Source organism: Polaromonas naphthalenivorans CJ2, assembly GCF_000015505.1.
In the GTDB taxonomy this organism is placed as follows: domain Bacteria; phylum Pseudomonadota; class Gammaproteobacteria; order Burkholderiales; family Burkholderiaceae_C; genus Polaromonas; species Polaromonas naphthalenivorans.
This window is the reverse complement of the sequence record NC_008781.1, coordinates 565827-587916: the sequence shown is the minus strand read 5'-3', so window position 1 is coordinate 587916 and position 22090 is coordinate 565827. Positions and strand designations below refer to the sequence as shown.

Sequence of the window (22090 nt, the reverse complement as noted above, 5' to 3'; positions counted from 1 at the left end):
CATGCACTTGCTCACCCTGCCTCCGTCTCCTGCCCTCGCCACCTCGATCCGCGCCACCGCCCAGGTGTTCGAGGATCCGAAATCGCAGGCCCTGCTGGCCCACCTGCAGCAGGTCGCGCCCAGCGACGCCAGCGTGCTCATCATTGGCGAGACTGGCACCGGCAAGGAACTGGTGGCCCGCCACCTGCACGAACTTAGCGCCCGGCGCGGCGGGCCGTTCATGGCGGTCAACTGCGGGGCGTTCTCGGAAAACCTGGTGGAAGCCGAACTCTTCGGCCACGAAAAAGGCGCGTTCACCGGCGCGCTGAGTTCCAAGGCCGGCTGGTTCGAGGAAGCCAACGGCGGCACGCTGTTCCTCGACGAAATCGGCGACCTGCCGATGCCCATCCAGGTCAAGCTGCTGCGTGTGCTGCAAGAGCGCGAAGTGGTGCGCCTGGGCTCACGCAGGAGCATTCCGATCAATGTGCGGGTGCTGGCGGCCACCAACGTCCAGCTGGAAAAAGCCATCAATGCCGGCAATTTCCGCGAAGACCTGTACTACCGGCTGAGCGTCGTGACGCTCGAACTCAGCCCGCTGCGCGAGCGGCCGGGCGACATCCTGCCGCTGACGCGCCATTTCATCGCCGAGTACAGCCGCCGCCTGGGCTATACGGACATCACGCTGCACCCCGAAGCCCAGCAAAAGCTCATCGGCTATTCGTGGCCGGGCAATATCCGCGAGCTGGAAAACGTGATTCACCACACCTTGCTGATCTGCCGCGCCAACCTGATCCGCGCCGAAGACCTGCACCTGTCCAAACTGCGCCTGGAGCGCCAGGACGACAGCAGCCGCCCGCAGGACGAATCGGCCGACGCCCTGCTGCAGCGCGCCTTTCAAAAGCTGTTCGAGGAAGAAAGCGGCGCGCTGCATGAAAAAGTGCAGGAAGTGCTGCTCGGCACCGCCTACCGCTTTTGCCACTACAACCAGGTCCACACCGCCCAACTGCTTGGCCTGAGCCGCAACATCATCCGCGCCCAGCTGATCAAGGCGGGGGAGCTGGTGGTCAACAAGCGCCGGCCCGCGCCGGGCATCCCGCAGGCCCGGCTGGCGAACCTGTCACTCTGAGCCGCGCCGGGCGGTTTGCCCTTTCACGCGGGCGGGCGCCTCAAGCAGCGATCGCCACCTGCCCGCCCAGGTAAAAGTCACGCATGTCCTCGCGCTGCGCCAGTTCCTGCGCTTGGCCTTGGCTGACGACGCGGCCGCTTTCCAGTACATAGGCGTACTGGGCATAGCGCAGGGCAATGCTGATGTTCTGCTCGGCCAGCAAAAAGCTGACCCCCTCGTCGCGGTTGAGCCGGGCGATGATGTCGAAGATTTCCTCGACGATCTGCGGCGCCAGGCCCATCGACGGTTCATCGAGCAGCACCAGGCGCGGCTTGGCCATCAGCGCCCGGCCGATGGCCACCATCTGCTGTTCGCCGCCCGAGGTGTAGCCGGCCAGGCTTTTGCGCCGCAGCCTGAGGCGCGGAAAATAGCCGTAGATGCGCTCCAGGTCCGCCTGCATCGCCCGTCGCGAGACCTTGCGCACGAACGCCCCGATCAGCAAGTTATCTTCCACCGTCAGGTGCGCGAAGCAATGCCGCCCTTCGAGCACCTGCACCAGCCCGCCGGCCACCAGCGCATCCGGGTCATGCTGGCCGATGTCCTCGCCCCGGTACAGAATGCGCCCGCGCGTCAGGTCGCCGCGTTCGGCGCGGATCAAGTGTGAAACGGCTTTGAGGGTGGTGCTTTTGCCCGCGCCGTTGGCGCCCAGCAGCGCGACGATCTGGCCAGCCCGGACCGACAGCGAGACGCCGCGCAAGGCCAGGATGACCTGCTCATAGACGACCTCGATGTCGTCGATCTGCAAAATGGGATGGCTTGGCATGGGGTTTTGGTTCTGCCTCGTTAATTGCTATTGAAGTGATAGCTGCTTGCGCATGTGGATATTTGGCTAGAGCCTTAAATGACCCTGAAATAGAGGCCGTTTTGCCGGTCGCAGCCGCAACTAGGGCTCCAAGCCGTCGCTCAAGCGGCCTGTTTTTAGACAATTTAGGCCTGTAGCACATACTGCACGGGCGCAAGCAGCTATTATTTCAATAGCAATCTGCAAACCCGTGCAGCCTCCATCAAACAACGAGCCTCTTTAGTTCCACGGATGGCGCGGCGGGTTCACGCCGTTCAGGTAATAGTTGCCGATATGGAAAAACTTCCAGCGCACCGGGTCGTGCAGGGTGTGGATGCGGGCATTGCGCCAGTGGCGGTCCAGGTTGTGAACCGTCAGCGCAGAGCGGGTGCCGGCCAGCTCGAACAGGCGGTTGGTCACTTCAATTGCTACCTGCGTGGTCAGCACCTTGGCTTCGGCCGTGCCGACCGTGGCTGCGGCCACCGTGGCTTCAGTCGCATTCGCCAGCGCCGCATCGACGAGGCGGCCGGCGCGCTCCAGCAGCGCCTCGGCAGCGTGCAGCCTGATCTGCAAGTCACCGATGGCGGCGATGGTGAACGGGTCTTCGCCAGCGGTTTCCTTGCCGCTGTCGATCCAGGGCCGGCTCTTGCTGCGGATGAAGTCAATCGAGTCGGCCAGCGCGCCGCGTGCGATGCCCGCGTCAATCGCGGCCTGGATGATCTGCGAAATCGGCCCGGCGGCGCTCGGGTGGTCGAAGGCGTCAATCGGCACGACGCGGCTTTGGGGCACGCGCACCCGCTCGATCTTCACCGAGCCCGATGCTGTGGTGCGCTGGCCAAAGCCCGACCAGTCGTTGATCACGGTGAGGCCGGGCGTGTCGCGGTCGGCAAAGACGATGTAGCCCTTGCCGGCTTCATTCACGGCGACGATGGGAACGATGTGCGAGAGCAGCGCCCCGGTGGTGTAGAACTTCTGGCCGTTCACTTCCACCTCGTCGCCGTGCACCACCACTTTCGTTTCAAAAGCGGCCACGTTGCGGCTGTTCAGTTCGGAAAAGGCGTTGCCGAAGCGGTGCCCCTGGAGCACCAAGCCGAACAGCTCTTGTTTTTGCGCCTCGCTGGCGTCCAGGCCGACATGGGCGACCAGCACGAAATGGTTCTGGCTGATCTGGGCAATGCTCGAATCGGCCGCTGAAATGATCGCCACCACTTCGGCCAGCGTGGCGTAGGACACGCCGGGGCCGCCATAAGCCTTGGGCACGTTGATGCCCCACAGGCCGCTTTGCGAGTAGGCGTCGATCTCGTCAATCGGCAAAAAGCCTTCCCGGTCGCGCAGCGCCGATTCGGGGGCAAAGCGGGCGGCCAGGCGGTGGGCAATCTCAATCGCCTCGGCGTCGCTGCGGATGAGGTGGGCCGCCTTCACAGGGCGGGGGCGCGGCGCGAAAGGCGCGGGAGAGTTGACGCGTGGGCGTTCCAGGGTGGCTGTGGCAGTCATAAGAGTTCCTTGAAATCAAGCTTGAAATGGGTTGGCGCGTGGACCAGGCGTCAGCGACGCGGTTTATTTGCCTGGCGTGCCGGCGCCGATCTGCCAGACGTAAGGCGGTTCGGTGCCGTTGATCACCCAGTCGCCGATGATTTTTTCCTTGTAGATCAGCGGGTTGTGGGTGGCCACGGTGCGCGCATTGCGCCAGTGGCGGTCCAGCGCCTTGGCTTCGCGGGCGGCCGAGGCGCCCAGCGCGTTGAACAGGTCGGAGGCGGCGCGCAGCACCAGGTCGGCCAGCACCACCTGGGCCTTGGCCGACTCGATTTCGGCGTCGATGTTGGCCTGGTGCTCGGCCTCGTCGTTGCCGCCAAAGCGGGTTTCATAAGCGCGCTGCGCCGGTTCGGCGGCGCGGATGGCAACCGCCTCGGCCGCGTAGGCCTGCGCCGAGATGCGGCCAACCACCTGCTGCACCTGCACGTCGCGCGCCACGCTGGTGGCGTTGCCGTGGCTGAAGATGCGGGTGCGCTCGCGCACTTCCCGCGCCGCATCGCGCTCCACCGCCCTGGCGGTGCCAGCCAGCACCGCGTTCAGCACCAGCTGGTAAAACGCCGTCTGGTATTTGAAGCGAGTGGCAAAGTCGATGACGTTGACGCTTTCCACCTGGGCATTGACAAAGACCGAGGTACCGCTGCCGGTGGTGCGCTGGCCAAAGCCGTCCCAGTCGTCGCTCAGCGTCACGCCGTCCTGGCGCGTGCTGACCACGGCAATCACATCGCCGCCGGTATCGGTGCGCTTGGCGTACACGTCGATCCAGTCGGCAAAGATGCTGCCCGTGCTGTAGAACTTGGTGCCGTTGAGCAGCCAACCCCCCTCCTCTACCGGGCTGACCTGGGTGATGGCGTCGCCCATCTTGACGCTGCCGATTTCGGTCCACGCATTGCCCACCAGTTCGCCGGCGACAAAGCGCTGGAACCAGATGTCGCGCTCGGCGCTGGGCGGCGCGTTCAGGCGGTCCTCGACAAAGGCGAAATGGCCGCGTAGCGACTGCGGCACATTGGAATCGGCTTCGGCCAGTTCAATCAGCAGGCGAAACAGCTGCGGCACCGAAGCGCCCGCGCCGCCGTGGGCGACCGGAACGCGCACCGCGCCAAAGCCGGCTTCTTTGAGCCACTTGATGGGCTCGTAAGGCAGGCTTCGCGAGCACTCGCGCTCGACCGCGCCTTCAGCGATGCGCGCAAAAATCGGGCGAAAGCGGCTGGCCAGCCGTTCGTAGTCGGTGCCGATGGACAGGGTGAAGAGAAGAGAGTTGTGGCTCATGGTGGTGTCGGGGGTTGCTGGCGGCGGGCTCTTGCGCCCGCCGCCGGGGTGGATCAATCAGGAGATATTTCAGACTGGGCGCAGGATTCAGCCTTCCTTGCCGCAGTCACGCGGCGTGATGCCTTTTTCCTTGGCGTACTTGCGGGCAGATTCCTCAATGATCGGGCGCAGCAAGGCCCGGTCGGCCTGCACCCAGTCGCTGATCACGCTCCACTTCTGGCCGTCCCACTGCTGAAAGCGCACGGCGCCGCCGCCTTCGTGGTCGGCGCAGGACAGCTTGAGTGGCTGCACCAGTCCCAGCGCACCCAGGCTCTTGAGGCGGGCGTCGTCGAGCTTGAGGTTTTCAAAACCCCAGCGCACCTGCTCGCCGCTCAAGGGTTTCTTGCCGAACTTGTCCTGGGCGATGCGCAGCGCCTCGATGTTCAAGATGCCGTTGACCACGCCCAGGTTGTAATAGACCGAGCCGAAGCGCTTGGGATCGGCCAGGTTGCCCTTGCCGGCATCGACCACCTGTTTCTTGATGCCCTTGAGCACCGGAAACTCCGTGCCCGACGGGTGCGTGGTGATGGAGATGAAGCCCTTGGCGGCGGCACCGGCAGGAGCGGCGTCGTCCTCGGAATTGCTCCAGATGTTGCCGATGATGCGGTTGGCCGGGAAACCCACCTTCTGCGCGGTTTTGAGCGCCACCGGGTTCATCACGCCCCAGCCGCGCAAAATCACCCAGTCCGGCTTGGCGCGGCGGATGTTGAGCCACTGCGATTGCTGCTCGTTGCCGGGGTGCGGCACTTCGACATGCTCGACCGTGAAGCCGTATTTTTTGGCCAGCAGATCGAGAACGGGAATGGTTTCCTTGCCGTAGGGCGAACCGTGGTAGAGCGTGACGATCTTCTGGCCCTTGAGCTTGTCCAGCCCCCCGGCCTGCTTGCCGATGTAGTTGACGATGGCCGACACCTCGGAATACGGATTGAGTTGCAGCGGGAAAGCATACGGAAACACGCTGCCGTCGGTCGAATCGGTGCGGCCGTGGTTGATGGTGATCAGCGGCAGCTTGTCGGCGGTCGAGCGGTCCAGCGTGGCGTAGGCAATGCCGACGGACAGCGGGTTGGTGGCCGCCGCCGGAGCGCCGTTCAGGCCTTTTTTCAGGCGTTCGTAGCATTCCACGCCTTTTTCGACCACGTACTCGGTTTCGCATTCGCTCCAGGTGAGCTTGACGCCGTTGACGCCACCGTTGGCATTGACGTATTGCATGTAGTCGATGAAGCCGCCGAAAAATCCGGTGCCGCCCGCCGCATAGGGGCCAACGCGGTAGCTTTGCAGCGGGAAATACTGCTCGGGCTCGGCCTGGGCAGTGACAGCGGCGGCGGCCAGGCTGAGCGCCAGGACGAGACTGCGGGCGAAAGTGGGTTTGAACATGGGGAGGGTTTCCTTGTTGGATGATGAAATGATGAAAAACAGAGCTAAAAAAATCAGTAGCGCAACGGCCACAGGCGGACGCGCTCTCGAAAACGCTGCCACAGGCGCGCCAGCCCTTCGGGCTCCTTGATGAGGAAGGCGATGATCAGCGCGCCAAAAATGAACTTCTGCAGATTCTCCAACTGGCCCGGATCGATGAGGCCCACGGGCAGCGCACCGGCCAGGTTCGACAGCAGCAGCGGAAACAGCACCATGAAGGCCGCACCCAGAAAGTTGCCCAGGATGCTTCCCAGCCCGCTAAGGATGATGATGAACAGCACCTGGAAAGAGCGGTTCAAATCGAACCCGTGCGGCTCCACCGTGCCCAGGTAGGTAAAAGCCCAGAGCGAGCCAGCAATGCCGAGGAAAAAGCCGCTCAGCGCAAACGCCAGCAGCTTGGTCTTGAGCAGCGGAATGCCGATGACGGCGGCGGCCGTGTCCATGTCGCGCACCGCCATCCAGTTTCGGCCCAGTTCGCTGCGCACCAGGTTCTTGCCCAGCCAGAACAGCGCCGCCACCACGCTCAGTGTGAGCAGGTAGCGACCCACGGGCGCGCTGAAATCGACGCCGAAAATGGTCAGCGGCGGCGCGCTGATGACGCCCGAAGCGTTGTCGTTGGAAAACCAGCCGAATTTCGTCAGCGCCCACGACACGAAGAACTGCGCCGCCAGCGTGGAGACAATCAGGTAAAAGCCCTTGATGCGCAGGCTGGGCAGGCCAAACACCACGGCCACCAGCGCCGCCGTCACGCCGCCCAGAAACAGGCAGGCCAGCAGCGGCAGGCCCGGCAGGCGCAGCCCGAAGTTGTAGGCGGCAAACGCACCGACCGCCATGAAAGCCGCCGACCCGAGCGAGAGCTGGCCCGCGTAACCCGTCAGCAAGTTCAGGCCCAGACCGGCCAGCGACAGCACCAGAAAGGGAATCAGGATGGCGCTGAACCAGTAGTCATTGCCCACGAAGGGCACGATGACAAAGGCAAAGGCCAGCAGCAGCGCCAGCGCACGGCGGTCCTGGCGCAAGCGGAAAAGGCGCCTCTCGCCCGCGTAGGAAATGCTGAACTGGCCGGCTTCGTTGTAAAGCATGGCGATGCCTCCTCAGACCCGCTCGATGGCGCGTTCGCCAAAGAGGCCTGCCGGGCGCACCAGCAAAAACAGCAGCGCCAGCACATAGGGAAACCAGTTCTCCAGGCCGCCACCAATGACCGGGCCGAGGTAGATTTCGGCCAGCTTTTCCGACGCGCCGATGATCAGGCCGCCGACGATGGCGCCGCCTATCGACGAGAAGCCGCCAATGATCAGCACCGGCAGCGCCTTGAGCACCACCAGCGAGAGCGAAAACTGCACGCCCAGCCGCGCGCCCCAGAGCAGCCCGGCCACCAGTCCGACAAAACCGGCCACCGCCCACACGACCGCCCAGATGCGCTGCAGGCGAATGCCGACAGCCAGCGCGGCCAGCGGGTCGTCGGCCACGGCGCGCAGCGACAGGCCGATGCGCGTCTTGCTGAACAGCAGCGACAGCGCCGTGACCAGCACCGCCGCCGTGCCCGCCGCGAACAAGTCAAACTGCGACAGCAGCACGCCGCCCAGCGCCAGCGGCTCGTCGCTGATGCCCAGCTCCAGCCCGTGGACCTGCGCGCCCCACAAGGCCTGGGCCGCGCCCTCGATCATGTAGGACAGGCCCAGCGTCGCCATGAACAGGGTGATGGGCGAGCGGTTGACCAGCGGGCGCAGCACCAGGCGCTCGACCAGCAGGGCTATCGCCACCATCGCCGCCAGCGTGACCGCGAACGCCAGCCAGAACGGCATGCCGCGCTCGTGCAGGCTGACAAAGGTCAGCGCCGCAAACAGCACCATCGAGCCTTGCGCGAAATTGAACACGCCCGAAGCCTTGTAAATCAGCACAAAGCCGATAGCCACGAGCGAGTACATCACCCCCGCCAGCAGCCCGCCGATCAGCACTTCAAAGAAAAATTCCATGGTCTTTCGTTCCTTGCGGGGTCAATGGCGGGTGCCGAGATAGGCGGCAATCACCTCGGGGTTGGAGCGCACCTCCTGCGGCGTGCCGTCGCCGATTTTTCGGCCGTAGTCCAGCACCACCACATGGTGGGACAGGCCCATGACCACGCCGATGTCGTGCTCGATCAGCACCACGGTGGTTCCGAACTCGCGGTTGATGTCGAGGATGAAGCGGCTCATCTCGCGCTTTTCCTCGGCATTCATGCCGGCCATCGGCTCGTCGAGCAGCAGCAATTTCGGCTCGGACGCCAGGGCGCGGGCCAGTTCGACGCGTTTTTGCAGGCCGTAGGGCAGCTTGCCGACCAGGGCATTTCGCCAGGGCTGGATATGCAAAAACTCGATCACCCGCTCGGCCGCTTCGCGCTGGCGGTCGTCTTCGGGCGCGGCGCGGCCGAGGCGCAGGGCTTGCTCCAGCCAGTTGCTGCGGCGCTTGAGGTTGCGCCCGGTCAGTACGTTGTCGAGCACGCTCATGCCCTTGAACAGCGCCAGGTTCTGGAAGGTGCGGGCAATGCCGCGCACGGCCGCGTCGTGCGGGCGCATGCGCTGGCAGGTTTCGCCCTCGAAACTGATGCGGCCTTCCTGCGCCTGGTAGACGCCGTTGATCACGTTGAGCAATGAACTTTTACCCGCGCCATTGGGGCCGATCAGGGCGCAGATTTCGCCGCGCGCAACGGCAAAGCTGATGTCGGTGACGGCCTTCACGCCTTTGAATGAGAGGGAAATGTTGTTTAGCGTGAGCAGGGGCAAAGCGGACGCGGGCGGGGAAATCACTTCGGACATGGGTGGCTCTGCTTTCAGGCGGCCTGTGCGCCGTGAGGGTTCCAGCCGCCGGGCTGCCGTGTTGTCAAGGATGGCGTGGCTGGCGCAGTGGGCGGGACTGGTACGGCTGGCGCGACGGCCGGGCTGTGCCACTGCGCCGGATCTGGCCAGGCGCGCACCTCGATGCCCAGCGCGGCAAAGAAAGCCTGCGCATTGTTGGACAAGGGCTCGCCCACAAGCAGCGGCGCACGGGTTCGGGTGAAACCGATCACGTCGCGCAGCGGGCGGCGCACCAGCCATTCGCCCAGCACCCTGCGCGCTGCGCCCGGCTGCGCGGTCAGCGCCCAGTCCACCAGGCGCCGCTGCACGCTGCCCGGCTGCGGCAGGCGGGACTGCACCAGTTCATGCAGGCGCGTATAGGTTTCAAGAGTGCCGGCCACCAGCGTCGGCCCCAGTTCGCGCCGATCGTTGTCGCGGGTGGCCAGGTTCTCGGGGAAATTCAGGCAGAAGCCGGCTATCAGCCACGGCGCCAACAGGTAGCGGGCCTGACCACTGGCGGCAAAAGCGCGTGCGGCCAGTGCTTCTTCATCCGCACCCAGCTTTTCGGCCAGCACCAGGCGCCGTCCTTGCTGCAGCAGCTCGGCATGGGTGATGCGCTGCTGCTCAATCTGGCCGCTGGCGGCATGCCTGTAAAAAGCAAAAGCCGTGCGCTCGGCATGCGCTTGCACCGGCCAGGGGCAGTCGGTCTCGCGCAGTGCCAGTTGGGCATAGTCTGCCAGCGCAAGGCCTGCCGGGTTCGGGCTGGTCACACCGCGTCCATCGGCATACAACACCAGCCCTGACGTCAGCGCACTGGTCTGCAGACGTTCGATCTCCTGCAGTCCTTCGGCAAAAACCGCCTGGGGTTGCAAGGCGCGCAGCAGCGCAATCTGCCCGGCCGCCGCTTCCAGCGGGTCCAGCAGCGCCGCCACGCCGCCCAGCCACTGGGCGGCCAACGCCGCCAGCAGGGCTTCGGGACGCGGCCGGCTCAGTATCGCCAGCGTCGAACCCTCGGCAAAACCGCTGGCCCGCAGCGCCGTGGCCAGACGGTGAACCTCGTCAGCTGCCTGACGCCAGGAGCGCTGCTGCCACACGCCCAGGCGCTTGTGGCGCAGGGCAATGCGCCCGGCCTGCTGATGCGACTGGCACAGCAGCCAGTGCGGCAGCGTGGCAGGCGCTGCTGATGCGGCGTTGACGGTCTGAGTCATGGCCCGTCTGCGCCGCTCAGGCTGCCAGCTTCAGGGGAACCGGTTCGGCTTGCAGCTCGCGCTCCAGCTCGCGCACCAGCGGCAGCACTTTATCGCCGAAGTAGGCGACCTCTTCCTGAAAGTGCAAAAAGCCGCTGAGTATCAGGTCCACGCCGACGGCCTTGAGCGCGACGATGCGCTCGGCGATCTGCTGCGGCGTGCCGATCAGGTTGGTCTTGAAGCCGTCGTTGTACTGCACCAGGTCTTCAAACGTGGACTTGGCCCAATTGCCCTCGCCTTCCGGGCTGGCCTTGCCGGCCTGTTTGACCTCGTGGCCAAAGGCGTTGACCGCTTCCGGGTCGGCCTTTTCAATGATCTCGGCCAGCACGGCACGCGCTTCTTGCTCGGTGTCGCGGGCGATGATGAAGGCGTTCACGCCCACCTTGACGCTGTGGCCATTGGCTGCAGCCTTGGCGCGGATATCGTCCACCTGGGCCTGGATGCCTTCGACTGTGTTGCCATTGGTGAAGTACCAGTCGGACACGCGCGAAGCCATGTCGCGCGCCGCGCGTGAACTGCCGCCCTGGAAAATTTCAGGATGCGGCGCTTGCTGCAGCGGCTTGGGCTTGAGGCTGTAGTTGTGAATGCGGTAAAAGTCGCCTTGGTAGCTGAAGTTGTCGGTGGTCCAGATGCCCTTGAGCACCTCGATGAACTCCTCGGAGCGGCGGTAGCGCTCATCATGCTCCAGCCACGGTTCGCCAATCGCCTGGAACTCGCCCCGGAACCAGCCGGAGACGATGTTGACGGCGACGCGCCCATTGGTCAGGTGGTCGATGGTGGCAATCTGCTTGGCCAGCACCACCGGATTCCAGGGGCCGGGCAGAATCGCGGCGATGACGCGCAGTTTATCGGTGGCCGCCAGTAAGGCGTGGCTGATGGCCACCGACTCGTGCTGGAATTCAGCGCCGTAACCGGCGGTGAAACGAATCTGCGACAGCGCGTATTCAAAGCCGGCTTTTTCGGCGGTTTGCGCCAGTTTGCGGTTGTAGTCGATGTTCCAGCTGGTGCGCTGCTCGATCTTGCTGACAACAAGGCCGCCGCTGACGTTGGGCACCCAGTAGGCGAATTTGATCTGTTCCTGGCTCATGGCATGAAGTCCTTCTGAAGGGTGGTTGGATTGCACGATGCGTGCGCTTCATCCTTTCAATAGCAGCAACCATGCCATACATAAAAATCTTTTAAATTCAATAACTTAGCTTAAAAACTCAAGATTTTTCAGTGCCTGCCGAAACCACAAAATGCTGATCAACTGTTGGCTGGGCAACAGTTGCACGGCACCCGCCGACGCACGGTTCATACAGGCGAACAGTACACACAGGGTTCAGTGATAGACCGGAGTCTGGATGGTTTGATGGCAGAGCCTGGAAACAAAAGTTGCCATCAATATCGCTATTAAAAACATAGCAGCTTGTACAAATGGAGATTGCGCTAGAGGCTTAAATCATTCAAAAAAGAACGAATCAGCCGGAAAGGGACGCTACCTGGCCTCTTCGCTGTCTCGCTGTCTCGCTGCCTTGTGACTCGCGGCGTTGTCTGTCCGATCTGCGGCGGCATCACGCTGGCCTGCTGCGCTGGCGCAGGCGCTGTCAGCCTCAAATGGCGTGAACTGCCTGGAGCGCGTGCAGCACGCCAATGCGCCGCTGCGCCAGCGCCTCGGTATCGCGCTGGCGGGGTTGGGGCAGGTCAATGGCCATGTCGGCCGACAGGCGGCCGGGCTTGCTGTCGAGCACCCAGACCCGGTCGGCCAGATAGACCGCCTCGTCAATGTCATGCGTCACCAGCAGCAGCGTGGTGCCGTGGCGCCGCGCAATGTCGAGCAGCATGTCCTGCAGATGCATGCGGGTAAAGGCATCGACGGCTGAAAACGGCTCGTCCAGCAGCAGCAGGCGCGGCTGGCCAAACAGGCCGCGCGCAATGGCCACGCGCTGCGCCTGGCCGCCCGAGAGCTGCTTGGGCAGCGCATCGGTTAGGCCGGCCAGTCCCACTTCGGCGAGCAACTGCGCCACGCGCGGATCGCGTGCGCCTTGCGCTCCGGCGCTGAAGGCGACGTTTTGCGCCACGCTCAGCCAGGGAAACAGGCGCGGCTCCTGAAAAATAAAACCGACATCGCGGCTCAGTCCGGCCAGCGGCTGGCCACCCAGCGTGATGCGCCCCTGATAAGCCGTTTCGAGTCCGGCCACGATGCGTAGCAGCGTGCTCTTGCCGCAGCCGCTGGCGCCAACCAGGCTGACAATTTCGCCCGCGCTGATTTGCAGACGAATGCCCTGCAGCACGGTAGCATCGCCAAAGGTCTTGCGGCGCACCTCGATGTCCAGTAGTGCCGTGCTCATGACTGGCCGCCGTCAAAGGTGTCGCGCCAGGACAGTAGCCGGTGTTCGAGCCACTGCATGGCGCTGTCGGTCAGCTTGCCCAGCAGCGCCAGCAGCAAGATCGCAGCCAGCACGATGTCGGCGCGGCTGGTCTCGCGGCCGTCGGTAAGCAAATAGCCCAGCCCACGGCTGGCGGCAATCAGCTCGGCGGCCACCATGAACATCCAAGCCAGGCTCAGGCCATTACGCAGGCCGGTCAGCACGGCGGGCAGCGCCGCAGGCAGTAGCACCCGGCGCACCAGCGCCAGCGGCGAGAGCCGCGCCATGCGGGCGACTTCCACCAACTTGCGGTCCACATCGCGAAAGCCCGAGGCCACGCCCATGTAGACCGGGAAAAAAGCGCCGATGGCGATCAGAACGATCTTCGGCGCCTCGTCAATACCCAGCCAGAGCAGCAGCAAAGGCACCCAAGCCAGAGAGGGAATGGCGCGCAGGGCCTGAAAGCTCGGCGCCAACAGGCGCTCGCCCAGCCGGGACAGGCCCACCAGCGCCCCGATGGCGACCGCCAGCGCGGCGCCCAGCGCAAACCCGGCGGCTACCCGCGCCGCGCTGGCGCCGATATGCGTGGCCAGTGTCAGCGGCCCCCAGTCGCGCAGGGTCTGCAGCACGGTGCTGGGCGGCGGCAACAGGTGCGGGCTGATCCAGCCCAGGCGCGGCGCAGCCTCGCCCAGCACGAGCGCCAGCAAGGGGATGACCAGGCCGATACCCGGCCAGTGCCGCGCGGGGCGAATTTCACGCAACGCATCGGCCTGATCGGCTTCAGCGACTGGGCGGGCCGGATAAGCCCGACGGCCCGGGAATACCGATGCAGGCGTCTCCCGCACATCATGGGGGGCAATGGTCAATGGCTTGGCAGACATGGCGGTCTTTGAAAAAATGGTGGGCATGGCCGGCTCAGGCCTGGCGAATCAGTCCCTGCGCAAAACGCGTGTCCACCAGCGCTTCGACGGTTCTGAGCAGGTCGGTGCCGGGTTTGACCAGTTGCTCGTCCAGCAGAATCGGCGTGGCTGCCTGCAGCGCCTTCACATGTTCGGCGGAAGGCTGCGGATTGCTCAGGTCGGTGCGCAGCTTGAGTTGCAGCAGCGCCACCTGCAGGCTGACCTTGGCCTCGTCGGCCAGGATGCGGGCCGCTTCGCCGGTATTGGCCAGCGTCCACAGGCGGGCGCGTTCATAGGCGCCGATGACGCGCCTGAGCAGTTCCGGGTGGCGCTGCTGGAAGTCTTCGCGCACATTCAGAAAACCATAGGTGTTGAAGGCGACGTTGCGGTAGAGCAGGCGGGAGCCGGCCGTGAGTTCGCTGGCCGCCATGTGCGGGTCCAGGCCGGCCCAGGCGTCCACGCGCCCCTGCTCCAGCGCCGCACGGCCGTCGGCGTGCTGCAGGGAGACATGTTCGATGTCGCTGCGCTTGAGCTTGACCGTCTGCAGCGCGCGCAGCAGGAACAAATAAGGATCGGTGCCCTTGGTCGCAGCCACTTTTTTGCCCTTGAGGTCCGCCAGCGTGCGGATCGGCGAGTCCTTTGGCACCAGCAGCGCGGTCCATTCGGGCCGCGAAAAAATGTAGGGGGCGCGGATCGGGTTGCCATTGGCCCGCGCCAGCAAGGCGGCCAGCCCAGCCGCAGAGCCGATGTCCAGGCTTTTGGCGTTCAGGTATTCCAGCGCCCGGTTGCTGCCCGCGCTGAACACCCATTTCACCGCCACGCCGTCACGCTTGAGGTCTTCTTCAAGCCAGCCGAAGCGTTTGAGCACCAGGCTGGTGGGCGAATAGGTGGCGTAATCGATACGCACTTCCTGCGGCAGATCGGCCGCGCGCAGCGTTGCGGGGGCGATCACTGCGCCAGCCAGGCCGCCGGTGAGCGAAAGAAGGGTACGTCGATTCAGTGTCATGGGGAAGATTTCCATCTGGGTTTCAATTTAAGCCGTAGTCGTCGGCTGCATGCAGTTACGCAAGCGGGCCAGCCCATCAGAATGCACTGAGGGCATGGCGCGTTGCTTCAATCCTGCATAGCAGGAACCCTGCCACTGAACAAGCTCTTTTAAATCAAGGAGATAGCTTGATAGAGCTGATTTTTCAAATACCCTGGAATCGACAAAATGCTGAACAACTGTTGATTGCTGAACACTTGCACAGACAAGCCTGGCGGCATGTCGTCAGAACGCCGGTTTTTTCGCCTCGGAGCGCAAAAAAACCGGCAGCGGTCGTTAAAACGTGCGCCGCTGGTCCGCCAGCCGCTTCACCACGGCGACCAGTCGGTCAATCTCGCCAAAGGTGTTGTAAAACGCCAGCGAAGGCCGCACCGTGGTTTCGACCCCGAACCGCCGCAAAATCGGCTGCGCGCAGTGGTGGCCGGTGCGCACGGCAATGCCCTCGTCGTTGAGCGCCTTGCCCACTTCCTCGGTGGTGTAGCCCGCCAGCACAAAAGACATCACGCTGGCCTTGTCGCTGGCCGTACCGATCAGGCGAACGCCCTTGATCTCGCCCAGGTGCTGCATGCCGTAGCACAGCAGTTCGTGCTCGTAGCGGGCAATGTTCTCGATGCCCACGCGGCTCACGTAGTCGATGGCCGCGCCTAGGCCCACGGCGTCGGCGATGTTGCCGGTGCCGGCTTCAAACTTGTTTGGAATCGGCTGGAACACGGTTTTCTCGAACGTCACGTCGGCGATCATGTTGCCGCCGCCCTGCCAGGGCGGCATGTCCTCCAGCACTTCGCGCTTGCCCCAGACCACGCCGATGCCGGTCGGGCCGAACACCTTGTGGCCGGAGAACACAAAGAAATCGGCGCCGATGTCCTGCACGTCGATGCGCATGTGCGAAATCGCCTGCGCACCATCGACCAGCGCCTTGGCGCCGGCCCGGTGCGCCATCGCCACGATTTCCTTGACGGGAACCACGGTGCCCAGCGCGTTGGACACCTGCGTGACAGCGACGATTTTTGTGCGGTCGTTGAGCAGCTTGCCGTATTCATCGAGCAGCACCTGCCCGCTGTCGTCCACCGGAATCACGCGTAGCTTGGCGCCCTTGGCGGCAGCGAGCTGCTGCCAGGGCACGATGTTGGCGTGGTGCTCCAGGTGGCTGACGATGATTTCATCGCCTTCACCGACATGCTGCCCGCCCCAGCTCTTGGCCACCAGGTTGATGGCCTCGGTGGTGCCGCGCACGAAGATCACCTCGTTCACGTCCGGGGCGTTGATGAACTTCCTGACCCGCTCTCGCGCGCCTTCGTAGGCGTCGGTGGCGCGGGCGGCGAGTTCATGGGCGGCGCGGTGGATGTTGGAGTTTTCGTGCTCGTAAAAATACGAGACGCGGTCGATCACCGACTGCGGCTTGTGCGTCGTGGCGGCGTTGTCGAACCAGACCAGCTGGCGGCCATTGACGCGCTCCTGCAGGATGGGGAAATCGCGGCGCACCGCCTGCACATCGAAAGCCGGATGCGCCGAGCGGCCCGCCAGCGGCTCGACCGCATGCGGCGCGGGCTTGGCGGGCGTCACATAGCCACTGGGCAACACCACCGAATCGACGAAATAGAACTTGGGCTGGCCGGACGCGGCCTCGGGCGCATGGACAGGCGCGGCAGGCGCGGCCAAGGCGGGAACGGCCGGCTGCTCAAACGGCAAGGTCGCCAGCGAATCAAGGCTGCCGCCCTGGCTTGGTACGACACGGGCATCACGCCCGCCGGGCGACGGATGGCCGTGCTGGTCACCGAGAAAATAGAACGGAACAGCGTTTGCCGCCGGGTTCCGTCCGGCTTGCGACACCGTGGCCGCGGATGCTTCAGGCACACCAATCGTCGCGCCGGCCAGGCGTGGTTCGTAGGCCGGCACGGCGCTCACCAGTTTGTCGGGCACGCCGTTGCCCGCGACCGCATGCGGCAGCAGCGCGGGCGCACGGTTGCCCAGCGACGGCACCTGCGCAGGGGATGCCGGAATCAGGTTGGCGCCCGGTATCTGGCCTTGCGGAATCGGGGTGCCCGGCACACCGGGGCCAAAGCCCGCCGGGCTGGCCAGCGGCGATCCGGCTGGCGCGAGTTGCAGCGGCGCCTGCACGCCCAGTGGCGTCGCCGGCAAACCGGGCAACGATGCTGGCGGCGTCGAAGGCAGGCCAGCGGCGGAATGCAGGCCTGCCGGCGCGGCCACCTCGCCCGGCAAGGCGGCAAACAGCGCCGTTGCCATGCGCGAGAGCAGCGCCGTGTCCAGGGGCGACTCAAAGGCCGCAGGCGCGGCGCTGGGGTTGGTTGCAAGCATGCTCACGGCGCGGCTTATTTGTAGGTGTCGGCGTAATCGTGGTACTTGCCGATCTCGACATCGTCGAGCACGGCCAGCGCGTCGGTGGTCAGCACGGCCAGCGAGCAGTACAGCGAGATCAGGTAGGACGCGATGGCGTGGTTGTTGATGCCCATGAAGCGCACCGACAGGCCCGGCCCCTGCTCGCCCGTCAGACCCGGCTGGAACAGGCCGACCACGCCCTGGCGCTTGTCGCCCACGCGCAGCAGCAGGATTTTGCTCTTGCCGTCGGCCACCGGCACCTTATCGGAAGGAATCAAGGGAATGCCGCGCCAGGTGATGAACTGAGAGCCGAACAGGCTGACCGTTGGCGGCGGCGTTCCGCGCCGGGTCGCTTCGCGCCCGAAGGCGGCAATGGCCAGCGGGTGGGTCAGGAAAAATGCCGGCTCCTTCCACACTTTGGTCAGCAGTTCATCCAGGTCGTCTGGCGTCGGGGCGCCTGTCAATGGAAAAATTCGCTGTTCTTCGGACACCTGGGAAAGCAGGCCGTAGTCGGGGTTGTTGATCAGCTCGCTTTCCTGGTTTTCCTTGATGGTTTCAATCGTCAGGCGAAGCTGCTCCTTGATCTGGTCGTGCGGGCTGCTGTAGAGGTCGGAGATGCGCGTATGCACGTCGAGCACGGTGCTGACGGCGTTGAGGAAAAATTCGCGCGGATTTTCCTCGTAGTCCACAAAGGTGCGCGGCAACTGGCCTTCTTGCTCACGCGCCGTGCATTTGACCTTGATCGACTCGGGATTCTTGACCTTGTTGAGGCGATAGATACCGGCCTCGACTGGCACCCATTGCAGCAGGTGGGTGAGCCAGCGTGGCGAGATGGTTTCGAGCTGCGCCGTGGTCTTGGTGGCATTGGCTAGCACTACTCTGCCAAGTGAAAGGGTAGAATTTCTGGATATGGCTGTCGGAGGGATATCCATGGATACCGTGATTCCTGTCAGAACCAATTGGCCTGAAGATTTTCAGGAATGGCTCCAGCCGTTCCTGGCCGTTTTCACACGTTCCGAGCAGCGCTGCTGGGCACCTCTCTACCTGCAAGGACTCCTGGGGCCGGGCGCGCGCAAAAGTGTCGCACCCATGGCTGAACGTGTGTGTCCCGGTCAGACGCAGCAACTCCACCATTTTGTGTCGTCATCGACTTGGTCCACCGCTCCGCTGGAACAGGTGCTGCGCAAGAAGGCTGACGCTTTGGTAGGCGGCAAGGACGCTGTGCTGATCGTGGACGACACGGCGCTACCCAAGCAGGGCAAGCACTCGGTAGGGGTCAAGCGCCAACACTGCGGCGTACTCGGTAAGCAGGCTAACTGCCAGGTATTGGTATCGCTCACCTTAGCGCGCAAGGAAGTGCCAGTGCCGATCGCCCTGCGGCTGTACTTGCCCGAAGATTGGGCACAGGACGAAGCGCGTCGTGCAGCAGCCAAGGTACCCGAGTCGATTACGTTCGAGACCAAGGGTGACATCGCGCTGGCGCAGATCGATGCCGCGCTGGCTGACGGCGTGCGCTTTGGCATGGTGCTGGCCGATGCCGGCTATGGCAGTTCGGCAGGCTTTCGCGCTGGGCTTACGCAGCGAGGGCTACGATGGGCAGTGGGCGTGCAGCCCACGCAGAAGGTCTATCCAGCTGATGTGCGGCTCGATGTGCCGGCCGATCCCCCGGTGGGGCGCCCCGCCAAGCACCCAAGACCTTCGACGCCGAGCGTGTCCGTCGTGCAGATGATTGAAACGTTGGGTTCCAAGGCCCTGCGGCGCTGTTCCTGGCGCAGCGGCACCAAGGGCATGCTCAGCGCACGCTTTGCTGCTGTGTGGGTGTGCGTTGCTGACGGCGCGCTGGTATCGCATTGGCAGCATCTTCCGGGGCAAGCCGCATGGCTGGTGTGCGAAGTGCGCTCCAGTGGCGAGCGCAAGTATTACTTTACTAACCATCCGGCTGACACGCCGCGCAGGACGCTGGTACGCGCGATCAAGGCCCGCTGGGCGTGCGAGCAGGCGCATCAGCAACTCAAGGATGAACTTGGCCTGGACCATTACGAAGGCAGATCCTGGCTGGGACTGCACCATCACGCGCTGCTGACCATGATGGCTTTTGGTTATCTGCAGCACCGACGTCTGGACAGTGTTTTGCAAGCGGGAAAAAAAACTGGCATCCAATGCACCGGGACCGCCACCGCAACCATCATTGCCAGCGGTACGCCGGGCCATTCTCGCCGCGCTTTGTCGGGTAATTTGCGTTCAGTGTCCTCATTGCGGCGCCACGATAAACCTGCGTCAGCGTGAGTGACATGGCAGAGTAGTGCTAGTTGCCGTGCGGCGCTATCGCCCAATGCGGTGGTGCCGCCCACTGTTGCTGACATAGGAAATCCTCTAAAAATGAAACAAAATAAAAATGGATGAACAGGAGTGTGTGTTGTCAGGGCGCAGGCTTCAACATGCTATAGCCATCAACCTGATCCCTCGAACCACATTGGCCTGGCTCACCGCCTCGCCGCGACCGACCAGCGCAGACGGACTGATGCCCAGGGCCAGAGCGAGTTTTTCGACCGTCGCCAGCGATGCAATCGCGCTGCCCCGTTCAATCTCGCCGACATAGGAGCGGTTGAGGTTGGAGTGCTCAGCGAGTTGTTCCTGCGACCAGTTCCTAGCCTCGCGCGACTGACGAAGGGCAATGCCGAAACACTCAACCAGCGTGGGCCTCACGGCCGCTGCCTGGCAGCGCTGCCTTGTCCTGCTTCGCGGGAAACAGCCTGTGTCACGTTGCCTCCGGGCGGCACGTCATGGGTCAGCCAGACATTGCCGCCGATGGTCGCGCCTCGGCCCAGCGTCACCCGGCCCAGCACGGTGGCGCCGGCGTAAATCACCACGTCGTCCTCGACTACCGGGTGACGCGGCAGGCCTTTTTGCAGGTTGCCCTCCTCATCGGTGGGAAAGCGCTTGGCGCCCAGCGTGACGGCCTGGTACAGCCGCACGCGCTGGCCGATCACGGCGGTTTCTCCAATCACGACGCCCGTGCCGTGGTCGATGAAAAAACTCGCGCCGATTTGCGCGCCCGGATGAATGTCGATGCCGGTCACGGCGTGCGCCAGTTCGGCCACGATGCGCGCCAGCAAGGGCAGGCCCAGCCGGTAGAGCTGGTGCGCCAGCCGGTGGTGAATCATGGCCAGGATACCGGGGTAGCACAGCAGCACTTCATCCACGCTGCGCGCCGCCGGGTCGCCGTGATAGGCCGCCAGAACGTCGCTGTCGAGCAGCTTGCGAATCTCGGGCAACGCGGCGCCGAAACTGCGCGTGGTGGTCAATGCCTCGGCCTCCAGGTCGGAGCCATTGCGCATTTGATGGCGTGCGCTGTAAGTCAGCTCCAGCCGGATTTGCGCCAAAAGCTGGTGCAGCGCCGAGTCCAGCGTATGGGCGACATAAATGTCCTCGCTTTCCTGGCGCAGGTCCAGCGGCCCCAGCCGCATGGGAAACAGCGCACCCTTGAGCGCTTCGACCACCTGCGCCAGTGCATCACGCGATGGAAGTTCGCGCCCGCCGGGCTCACGCGAGCGCTTTTGCGATTCGCGCCAGTCCTGGCGCACCGCATGCAGCGCGCCCACAATATGCTCAATGTCAAAAACAGCCAAGATGATCTTCCTGAAAAAAGTTTTGGTGATACGGATTCATTCCCGCTTTTTTCAGTCTTGCACCCAAGGCAGACCGTGAAAACGCCAGCCGTCGGCCGCGCCGCGATGTTGCTGTTCGTCAATTTCGCCTTCAAAGCCTTCGAGCACGTTGTAAACCTGCGTGAAACCGGCCTTGGCTGCGGCCTCTGCGGCCAACGCAGAACGCTTGCCGCTGCGGCACAGCAAAAGCAGCACCGCATCCTTGCCGCCGGTTTTCGCTTCAAGTTCGCGCACGAAGCGCGGATTGCGCGTCAGGCTGGTGCCGCTGGCCCAGGGCACATGCAGGCTTTGCGGCACATGGCCGACAAACTTGCGCTCTTCGCCCGAGCGAACATCCACCAACAGCGCATGGCCGGTAGAAAACAGTTGCCACGCCACGGCCGGAGGCACCCCGCCCGCATAAGACAAGCCGGCTTCCCGCGCGTCTTCCCGTGCAACATCAAGCGCTAAAGGCAAAACCAGTTCAGTTGTTTCAGAGGCCATCGCCATGTCCAAGAGTTTGGTTGAAGAAAACCCGGATCAGCCGCCATTTCGATGGGTATGACCAGCAGCCGGCATCAATGAATGGGACTTTAAATACCTGGAATTCAAACTCAAAAGAATAAAAACGAGTTTCTTAAATCTCAAATCGTCTTTAGGCCGTGTTCGGAAAGTTTGATGTGCTGATGTTGTGCAAGCTCAAGGAAAAGCTTCGCATGACCGCCGCACGCTTCTTGAGCGCTGCGGCAGTGATGCAATCACCCGTTTCGGCCAGCACAATGACTCAAGAACGACATGCCTTCACCGATGAGGAGTAGCAGCGTATCGCGCCGCTGATGCCGCCTTGCAAGGGCCGCCCCGGCGGGGCGCACAGGACATTTTTCGATGCCCTGCTGTGGATGGCCCGCACGGGCGCCGCCTGGCGCGACCTGCCCGAGCGGTTGGGGAAATGGAATGTGGTTTACCAGTGCTACGCCTACTGGTGCAGCAAAGGGCACTTCGAGCGCCTTTTCCAGGGCGTGCAGCAGCAACCCGACATGGAAGAGGTGATGGTCGATTCGACCTGCTGCCGGGCGCATCAAGCTTCGGCAGGCGCCCGCAAAACCAGCGGCCCGCAGGCCATCGGCATCACGCGCGGGGACCTGAACTACCCAAAATCCACGCCGTCTGCGACGCCCTGGGCAACCCGCTGCGCTTTGTGCTGACCCCGGGACAGCGTCACGACTCCAAACCCGTGCCCGAACTGCTCGATGGGCTGCAGGCCAAGGCCCCTCTGGCGGACAAAGCCTATGACAGCGACAAGATCGTCCAGGCGGCAGAAAAGCGTGGCATGCAGGTCATCATCCCCTCCAGGGTCAACCGCGAAAAGCAGCGTGTCCTGGACAAGCACCGCTACAAGACGCGGCACCTGATTGAAAACCTCTTCCAGCGCATGAAGGCCTTTCGCCGTGTGGCGACCCGCTTTGACAAGCTCGACATCCGATCTCTGGGCTTTGTACACATCGCCGGCATCATGAAATGGCTCCACTGAACTTTCCGAACACGGCCTAATTGCTAAAGGCACCTTGTGGTTAGCCG

The 22090-nt window shown here is 63.8% G+C and carries 20 protein-coding genes and 1 pseudogene; 4 read left to right on the top strand and 17 right to left on the bottom strand.

What is annotated here, in order from left to right; all coding sequences use genetic code 11:
- Position 1 precedes the first annotated feature (1 nt).
- Entirely contained in the window at positions 2–1105 is a 1104-nt protein-coding gene (locus PNAP_RS02765; RefSeq protein ID WP_011799976.1) for a sigma-54 interaction domain-containing protein, read from the top strand.
- 40 nt (positions 1106–1145) lie between these two features.
- Here PNAP_RS02765 and PNAP_RS02760 read toward each other — a convergent pair whose 3' ends face one another.
- The 14 genes from PNAP_RS02760 to PNAP_RS02695 form a co-directional block, all read right to left on the bottom strand.
- On the bottom strand, positions 1146–1907 hold the full coding sequence (locus PNAP_RS02760; protein ID WP_011799975.1) for an ABC transporter ATP-binding protein: 762 nt from the start codon (positions 1905–1907) through the stop codon (positions 1146–1148).
- Between the two features lie 258 nt (positions 1908–2165).
- Entirely contained in the window at positions 2166–3419 is a 1254-nt protein-coding gene (locus PNAP_RS02755) for an SfnB family sulfur acquisition oxidoreductase (protein WP_011799974.1), read from the bottom strand.
- A gap of 63 nt (positions 3420–3482) precedes the next feature.
- Positions 3483–4724 carry an acyl-CoA dehydrogenase family protein gene (locus tag PNAP_RS02750; protein ID WP_011799973.1) on the bottom strand — a complete coding sequence of 414 codons (1242 nt, stop codon included), beginning with the start codon at positions 4722–4724 and terminating at the stop codon, positions 3483–3485.
- 87 nt (positions 4725–4811) lie between these two features.
- Positions 4812–6137 carry an ABC transporter substrate-binding protein gene (locus tag PNAP_RS02745; protein ID WP_011799972.1) on the bottom strand — a complete coding sequence of 442 codons (1326 nt, stop codon included), beginning with the start codon at positions 6135–6137 and terminating at the stop codon, positions 4812–4814.
- Positions 6138–6190: 53 nt separating this feature from the next.
- On the bottom strand, positions 6191–7258 hold the full coding sequence (locus tag PNAP_RS02740) for a branched-chain amino acid ABC transporter permease (protein WP_011799971.1): 1068 nt from the start codon (positions 7256–7258) through the stop codon (positions 6191–6193).
- Between the two features lie 12 nt (positions 7259–7270).
- Positions 7271–8152 carry a branched-chain amino acid ABC transporter permease gene (locus tag PNAP_RS02735; protein WP_011799970.1) on the bottom strand — a complete coding sequence of 294 codons (882 nt, stop codon included), beginning with the start codon at positions 8150–8152 and terminating at the stop codon, positions 7271–7273.
- Between the two features lie 21 nt (positions 8153–8173).
- Entirely contained in the window at positions 8174–8971 is a 798-nt protein-coding gene (locus tag PNAP_RS02730) for an ABC transporter ATP-binding protein (protein ID WP_011799969.1), read from the bottom strand.
- A gap of 14 nt (positions 8972–8985) precedes the next feature.
- A complete protein-coding gene (locus tag PNAP_RS02725; protein ID WP_011799968.1) occupies positions 8986–10197 on the bottom strand; it encodes an AMP-binding protein in 1212 nt (403 codons plus the stop codon).
- 16 nt (positions 10198–10213) lie between these two features.
- Positions 10214–11323: a dimethylsulfone monooxygenase SfnG gene (sfnG, locus tag PNAP_RS02720; protein WP_011799967.1), complete on the bottom strand. Its 1110-nt coding sequence runs from the start codon at positions 11321–11323 to the stop codon at positions 10214–10216.
- Between the two features lie 505 nt (positions 11324–11828).
- The gene (locus PNAP_RS02715; protein ID WP_011799966.1) at positions 11829–12566 is read right to left on the bottom strand and encodes an ABC transporter ATP-binding protein; all 738 of its coding nucleotides are present in this window, start codon (positions 12564–12566) and stop codon (positions 11829–11831) included.
- Positions 12563–13492 (bottom strand): ABC transporter permease, encoded by a 930-nt coding sequence (locus tag PNAP_RS02710; RefSeq protein WP_011799965.1) that lies wholly within the window; start codon positions 13490–13492, stop codon positions 12563–12565. The genes PNAP_RS02715 and PNAP_RS02710 overlap by 4 nt, the downstream gene beginning before the upstream one ends.
- 7 nt (positions 13493–13499) lie before the next feature.
- On the bottom strand, positions 13500–14483 hold the full coding sequence (locus tag PNAP_RS02705) for an aliphatic sulfonate ABC transporter substrate-binding protein (RefSeq protein ID WP_408633748.1): 984 nt from the start codon (positions 14481–14483) through the stop codon (positions 13500–13502).
- A 321-nt stretch (positions 14484–14804) separates the two neighbouring features.
- The gene (locus PNAP_RS02700) at positions 14805–16844 is read right to left on the bottom strand and encodes a family 2A encapsulin nanocompartment cargo protein cysteine desulfurase (RefSeq protein ID WP_011799963.1); all 2040 of its coding nucleotides are present in this window, start codon (positions 16842–16844) and stop codon (positions 14805–14807) included.
- Positions 16845–16858: 14 nt separating this feature from the next.
- Positions 16859–17740 carry a family 2A encapsulin nanocompartment shell protein gene (locus tag PNAP_RS02695; protein WP_011799962.1) on the bottom strand — a complete coding sequence of 294 codons (882 nt, stop codon included), beginning with the start codon at positions 17738–17740 and terminating at the stop codon, positions 16859–16861.
- Positions 17741–17774: 34 nt separating this feature from the next.
- Between PNAP_RS02695 and PNAP_RS02690 the strand changes: the two genes are divergently transcribed.
- Complete coding sequence (locus PNAP_RS02690) at positions 17775–19151, top strand: IS701 family transposase (RefSeq protein WP_011799600.1); 1377 nt, start codon at positions 17775–17777, stop codon at positions 19149–19151.
- Positions 19152–19298: 147 nt separating this feature from the next.
- Here the strand turns inward: PNAP_RS02690 and PNAP_RS02685 are convergent, their stop codons facing one another.
- From PNAP_RS02685 to PNAP_RS02675, 3 genes are read right to left on the bottom strand one after another with little or no spacing between them, the layout of a single operon-like run.
- Entirely contained in the window at positions 19299–19571 is a 273-nt protein-coding gene (locus PNAP_RS02685; RefSeq protein ID WP_011799960.1) for a helix-turn-helix domain-containing protein, read from the bottom strand.
- A complete protein-coding gene (gene epsC, locus PNAP_RS02680) occupies positions 19568–20494 on the bottom strand; it encodes a serine O-acetyltransferase EpsC (RefSeq protein ID WP_011799959.1) in 927 nt (308 codons plus the stop codon). The genes PNAP_RS02685 and epsC overlap by 4 nt, the downstream gene beginning before the upstream one ends.
- Before the next feature lie 51 nt (positions 20495–20545).
- Positions 20546–21016, bottom strand: a complete 471-nt coding sequence (locus PNAP_RS02675; RefSeq protein WP_041376940.1) for a rhodanese-like domain-containing protein — start codon at positions 21014–21016, stop codon at positions 20546–20548.
- A 320-nt stretch (positions 21017–21336) separates the two neighbouring features.
- Here PNAP_RS02675 and PNAP_RS28225 point away from each other — a divergent pair.
- Both PNAP_RS28225 and PNAP_RS28220 read left to right on the top strand, forming a co-directional pair.
- Positions 21337–21513 (top strand): annotated as a pseudogene (locus PNAP_RS28225) (transposase); the annotation flags it as partial.
- Positions 21462–22043, top strand: a complete 582-nt coding sequence (locus PNAP_RS28220; protein ID WP_011799957.1) for an IS5 family transposase — start codon at positions 21462–21464, stop codon at positions 22041–22043. The pseudogene PNAP_RS28225 and the gene PNAP_RS28220, both read left to right, overlap by 52 nt.
- The last annotated feature ends 47 nt before the right edge of the window (positions 22044–22090 follow it).

What these genes read in the sequence shown, in the direction of transcription:
- PNAP_RS02690 (WP_011799600.1), top strand. Translation starts at nt 17,775, where the DNA reads ATGGCTGTCGGAGGGATATCCATGGATACCGTGATTCCTGTCAGAACC.
- PNAP_RS02750 (WP_011799973.1), bottom strand. Translation starts at nt 4,724, where the DNA reads ATGAGCCACAACTCTCTTCTCTTCACCCTGTCCATCGGCACCGACTAC.
- PNAP_RS02700 (WP_011799963.1), bottom strand. Translation starts at nt 16,844, where the DNA reads ATGCTTGCAACCAACCCCAGCGCCGCGCCTGCGGCCTTTGAGTCGCCC.
- PNAP_RS02755 (WP_011799974.1), bottom strand. Translation starts at nt 3,419, where the DNA reads ATGACTGCCACAGCCACCCTGGAACGCCCACGCGTCAACTCTCCCGCG.
- PNAP_RS02735 (WP_011799970.1), bottom strand. Translation starts at nt 8,152, where the DNA reads ATGGAATTTTTCTTTGAAGTGCTGATCGGCGGGCTGCTGGCGGGGGTG.
- PNAP_RS02710 (WP_011799965.1), bottom strand. Translation starts at nt 13,492, where the DNA reads ATGCCCACCATTTTTTCAAAGACCGCCATGTCTGCCAAGCCATTGACC.
- PNAP_RS02760 (WP_011799975.1), bottom strand. Translation starts at nt 1,907, where the DNA reads ATGCCAAGCCATCCCATTTTGCAGATCGACGACATCGAGGTCGTCTAT.
- PNAP_RS28220 (WP_011799957.1), top strand. Translation starts at nt 21,462, where the DNA reads ATGGAATGTGGTTTACCAGTGCTACGCCTACTGGTGCAGCAAAGGGCA.
- PNAP_RS02675 (WP_041376940.1), bottom strand. Translation starts at nt 21,016, where the DNA reads ATGGCCTCTGAAACAACTGAACTGGTTTTGCCTTTAGCGCTTGATGTT.
- PNAP_RS02745 (WP_011799972.1), bottom strand. Translation starts at nt 6,137, where the DNA reads ATGTTCAAACCCACTTTCGCCCGCAGTCTCGTCCTGGCGCTCAGCCTG.
- sfnG (WP_011799967.1), bottom strand. Translation starts at nt 11,323, where the DNA reads ATGAGCCAGGAACAGATCAAATTCGCCTACTGGGTGCCCAACGTCAGC.
- PNAP_RS02725 (WP_011799968.1), bottom strand. Translation starts at nt 10,197, where the DNA reads ATGACTCAGACCGTCAACGCCGCATCAGCAGCGCCTGCCACGCTGCCG.
- PNAP_RS02730 (WP_011799969.1), bottom strand. Translation starts at nt 8,971, where the DNA reads ATGTCCGAAGTGATTTCCCCGCCCGCGTCCGCTTTGCCCCTGCTCACG.
- PNAP_RS02765 (WP_011799976.1), top strand. Translation starts at nt 2, where the DNA reads ATGCACTTGCTCACCCTGCCTCCGTCTCCTGCCCTCGCCACCTCGATC.
- PNAP_RS02740 (WP_011799971.1), bottom strand. Translation starts at nt 7,258, where the DNA reads ATGCTTTACAACGAAGCCGGCCAGTTCAGCATTTCCTACGCGGGCGAG.
- PNAP_RS02715 (WP_011799966.1), bottom strand. Translation starts at nt 12,566, where the DNA reads ATGAGCACGGCACTACTGGACATCGAGGTGCGCCGCAAGACCTTTGGC.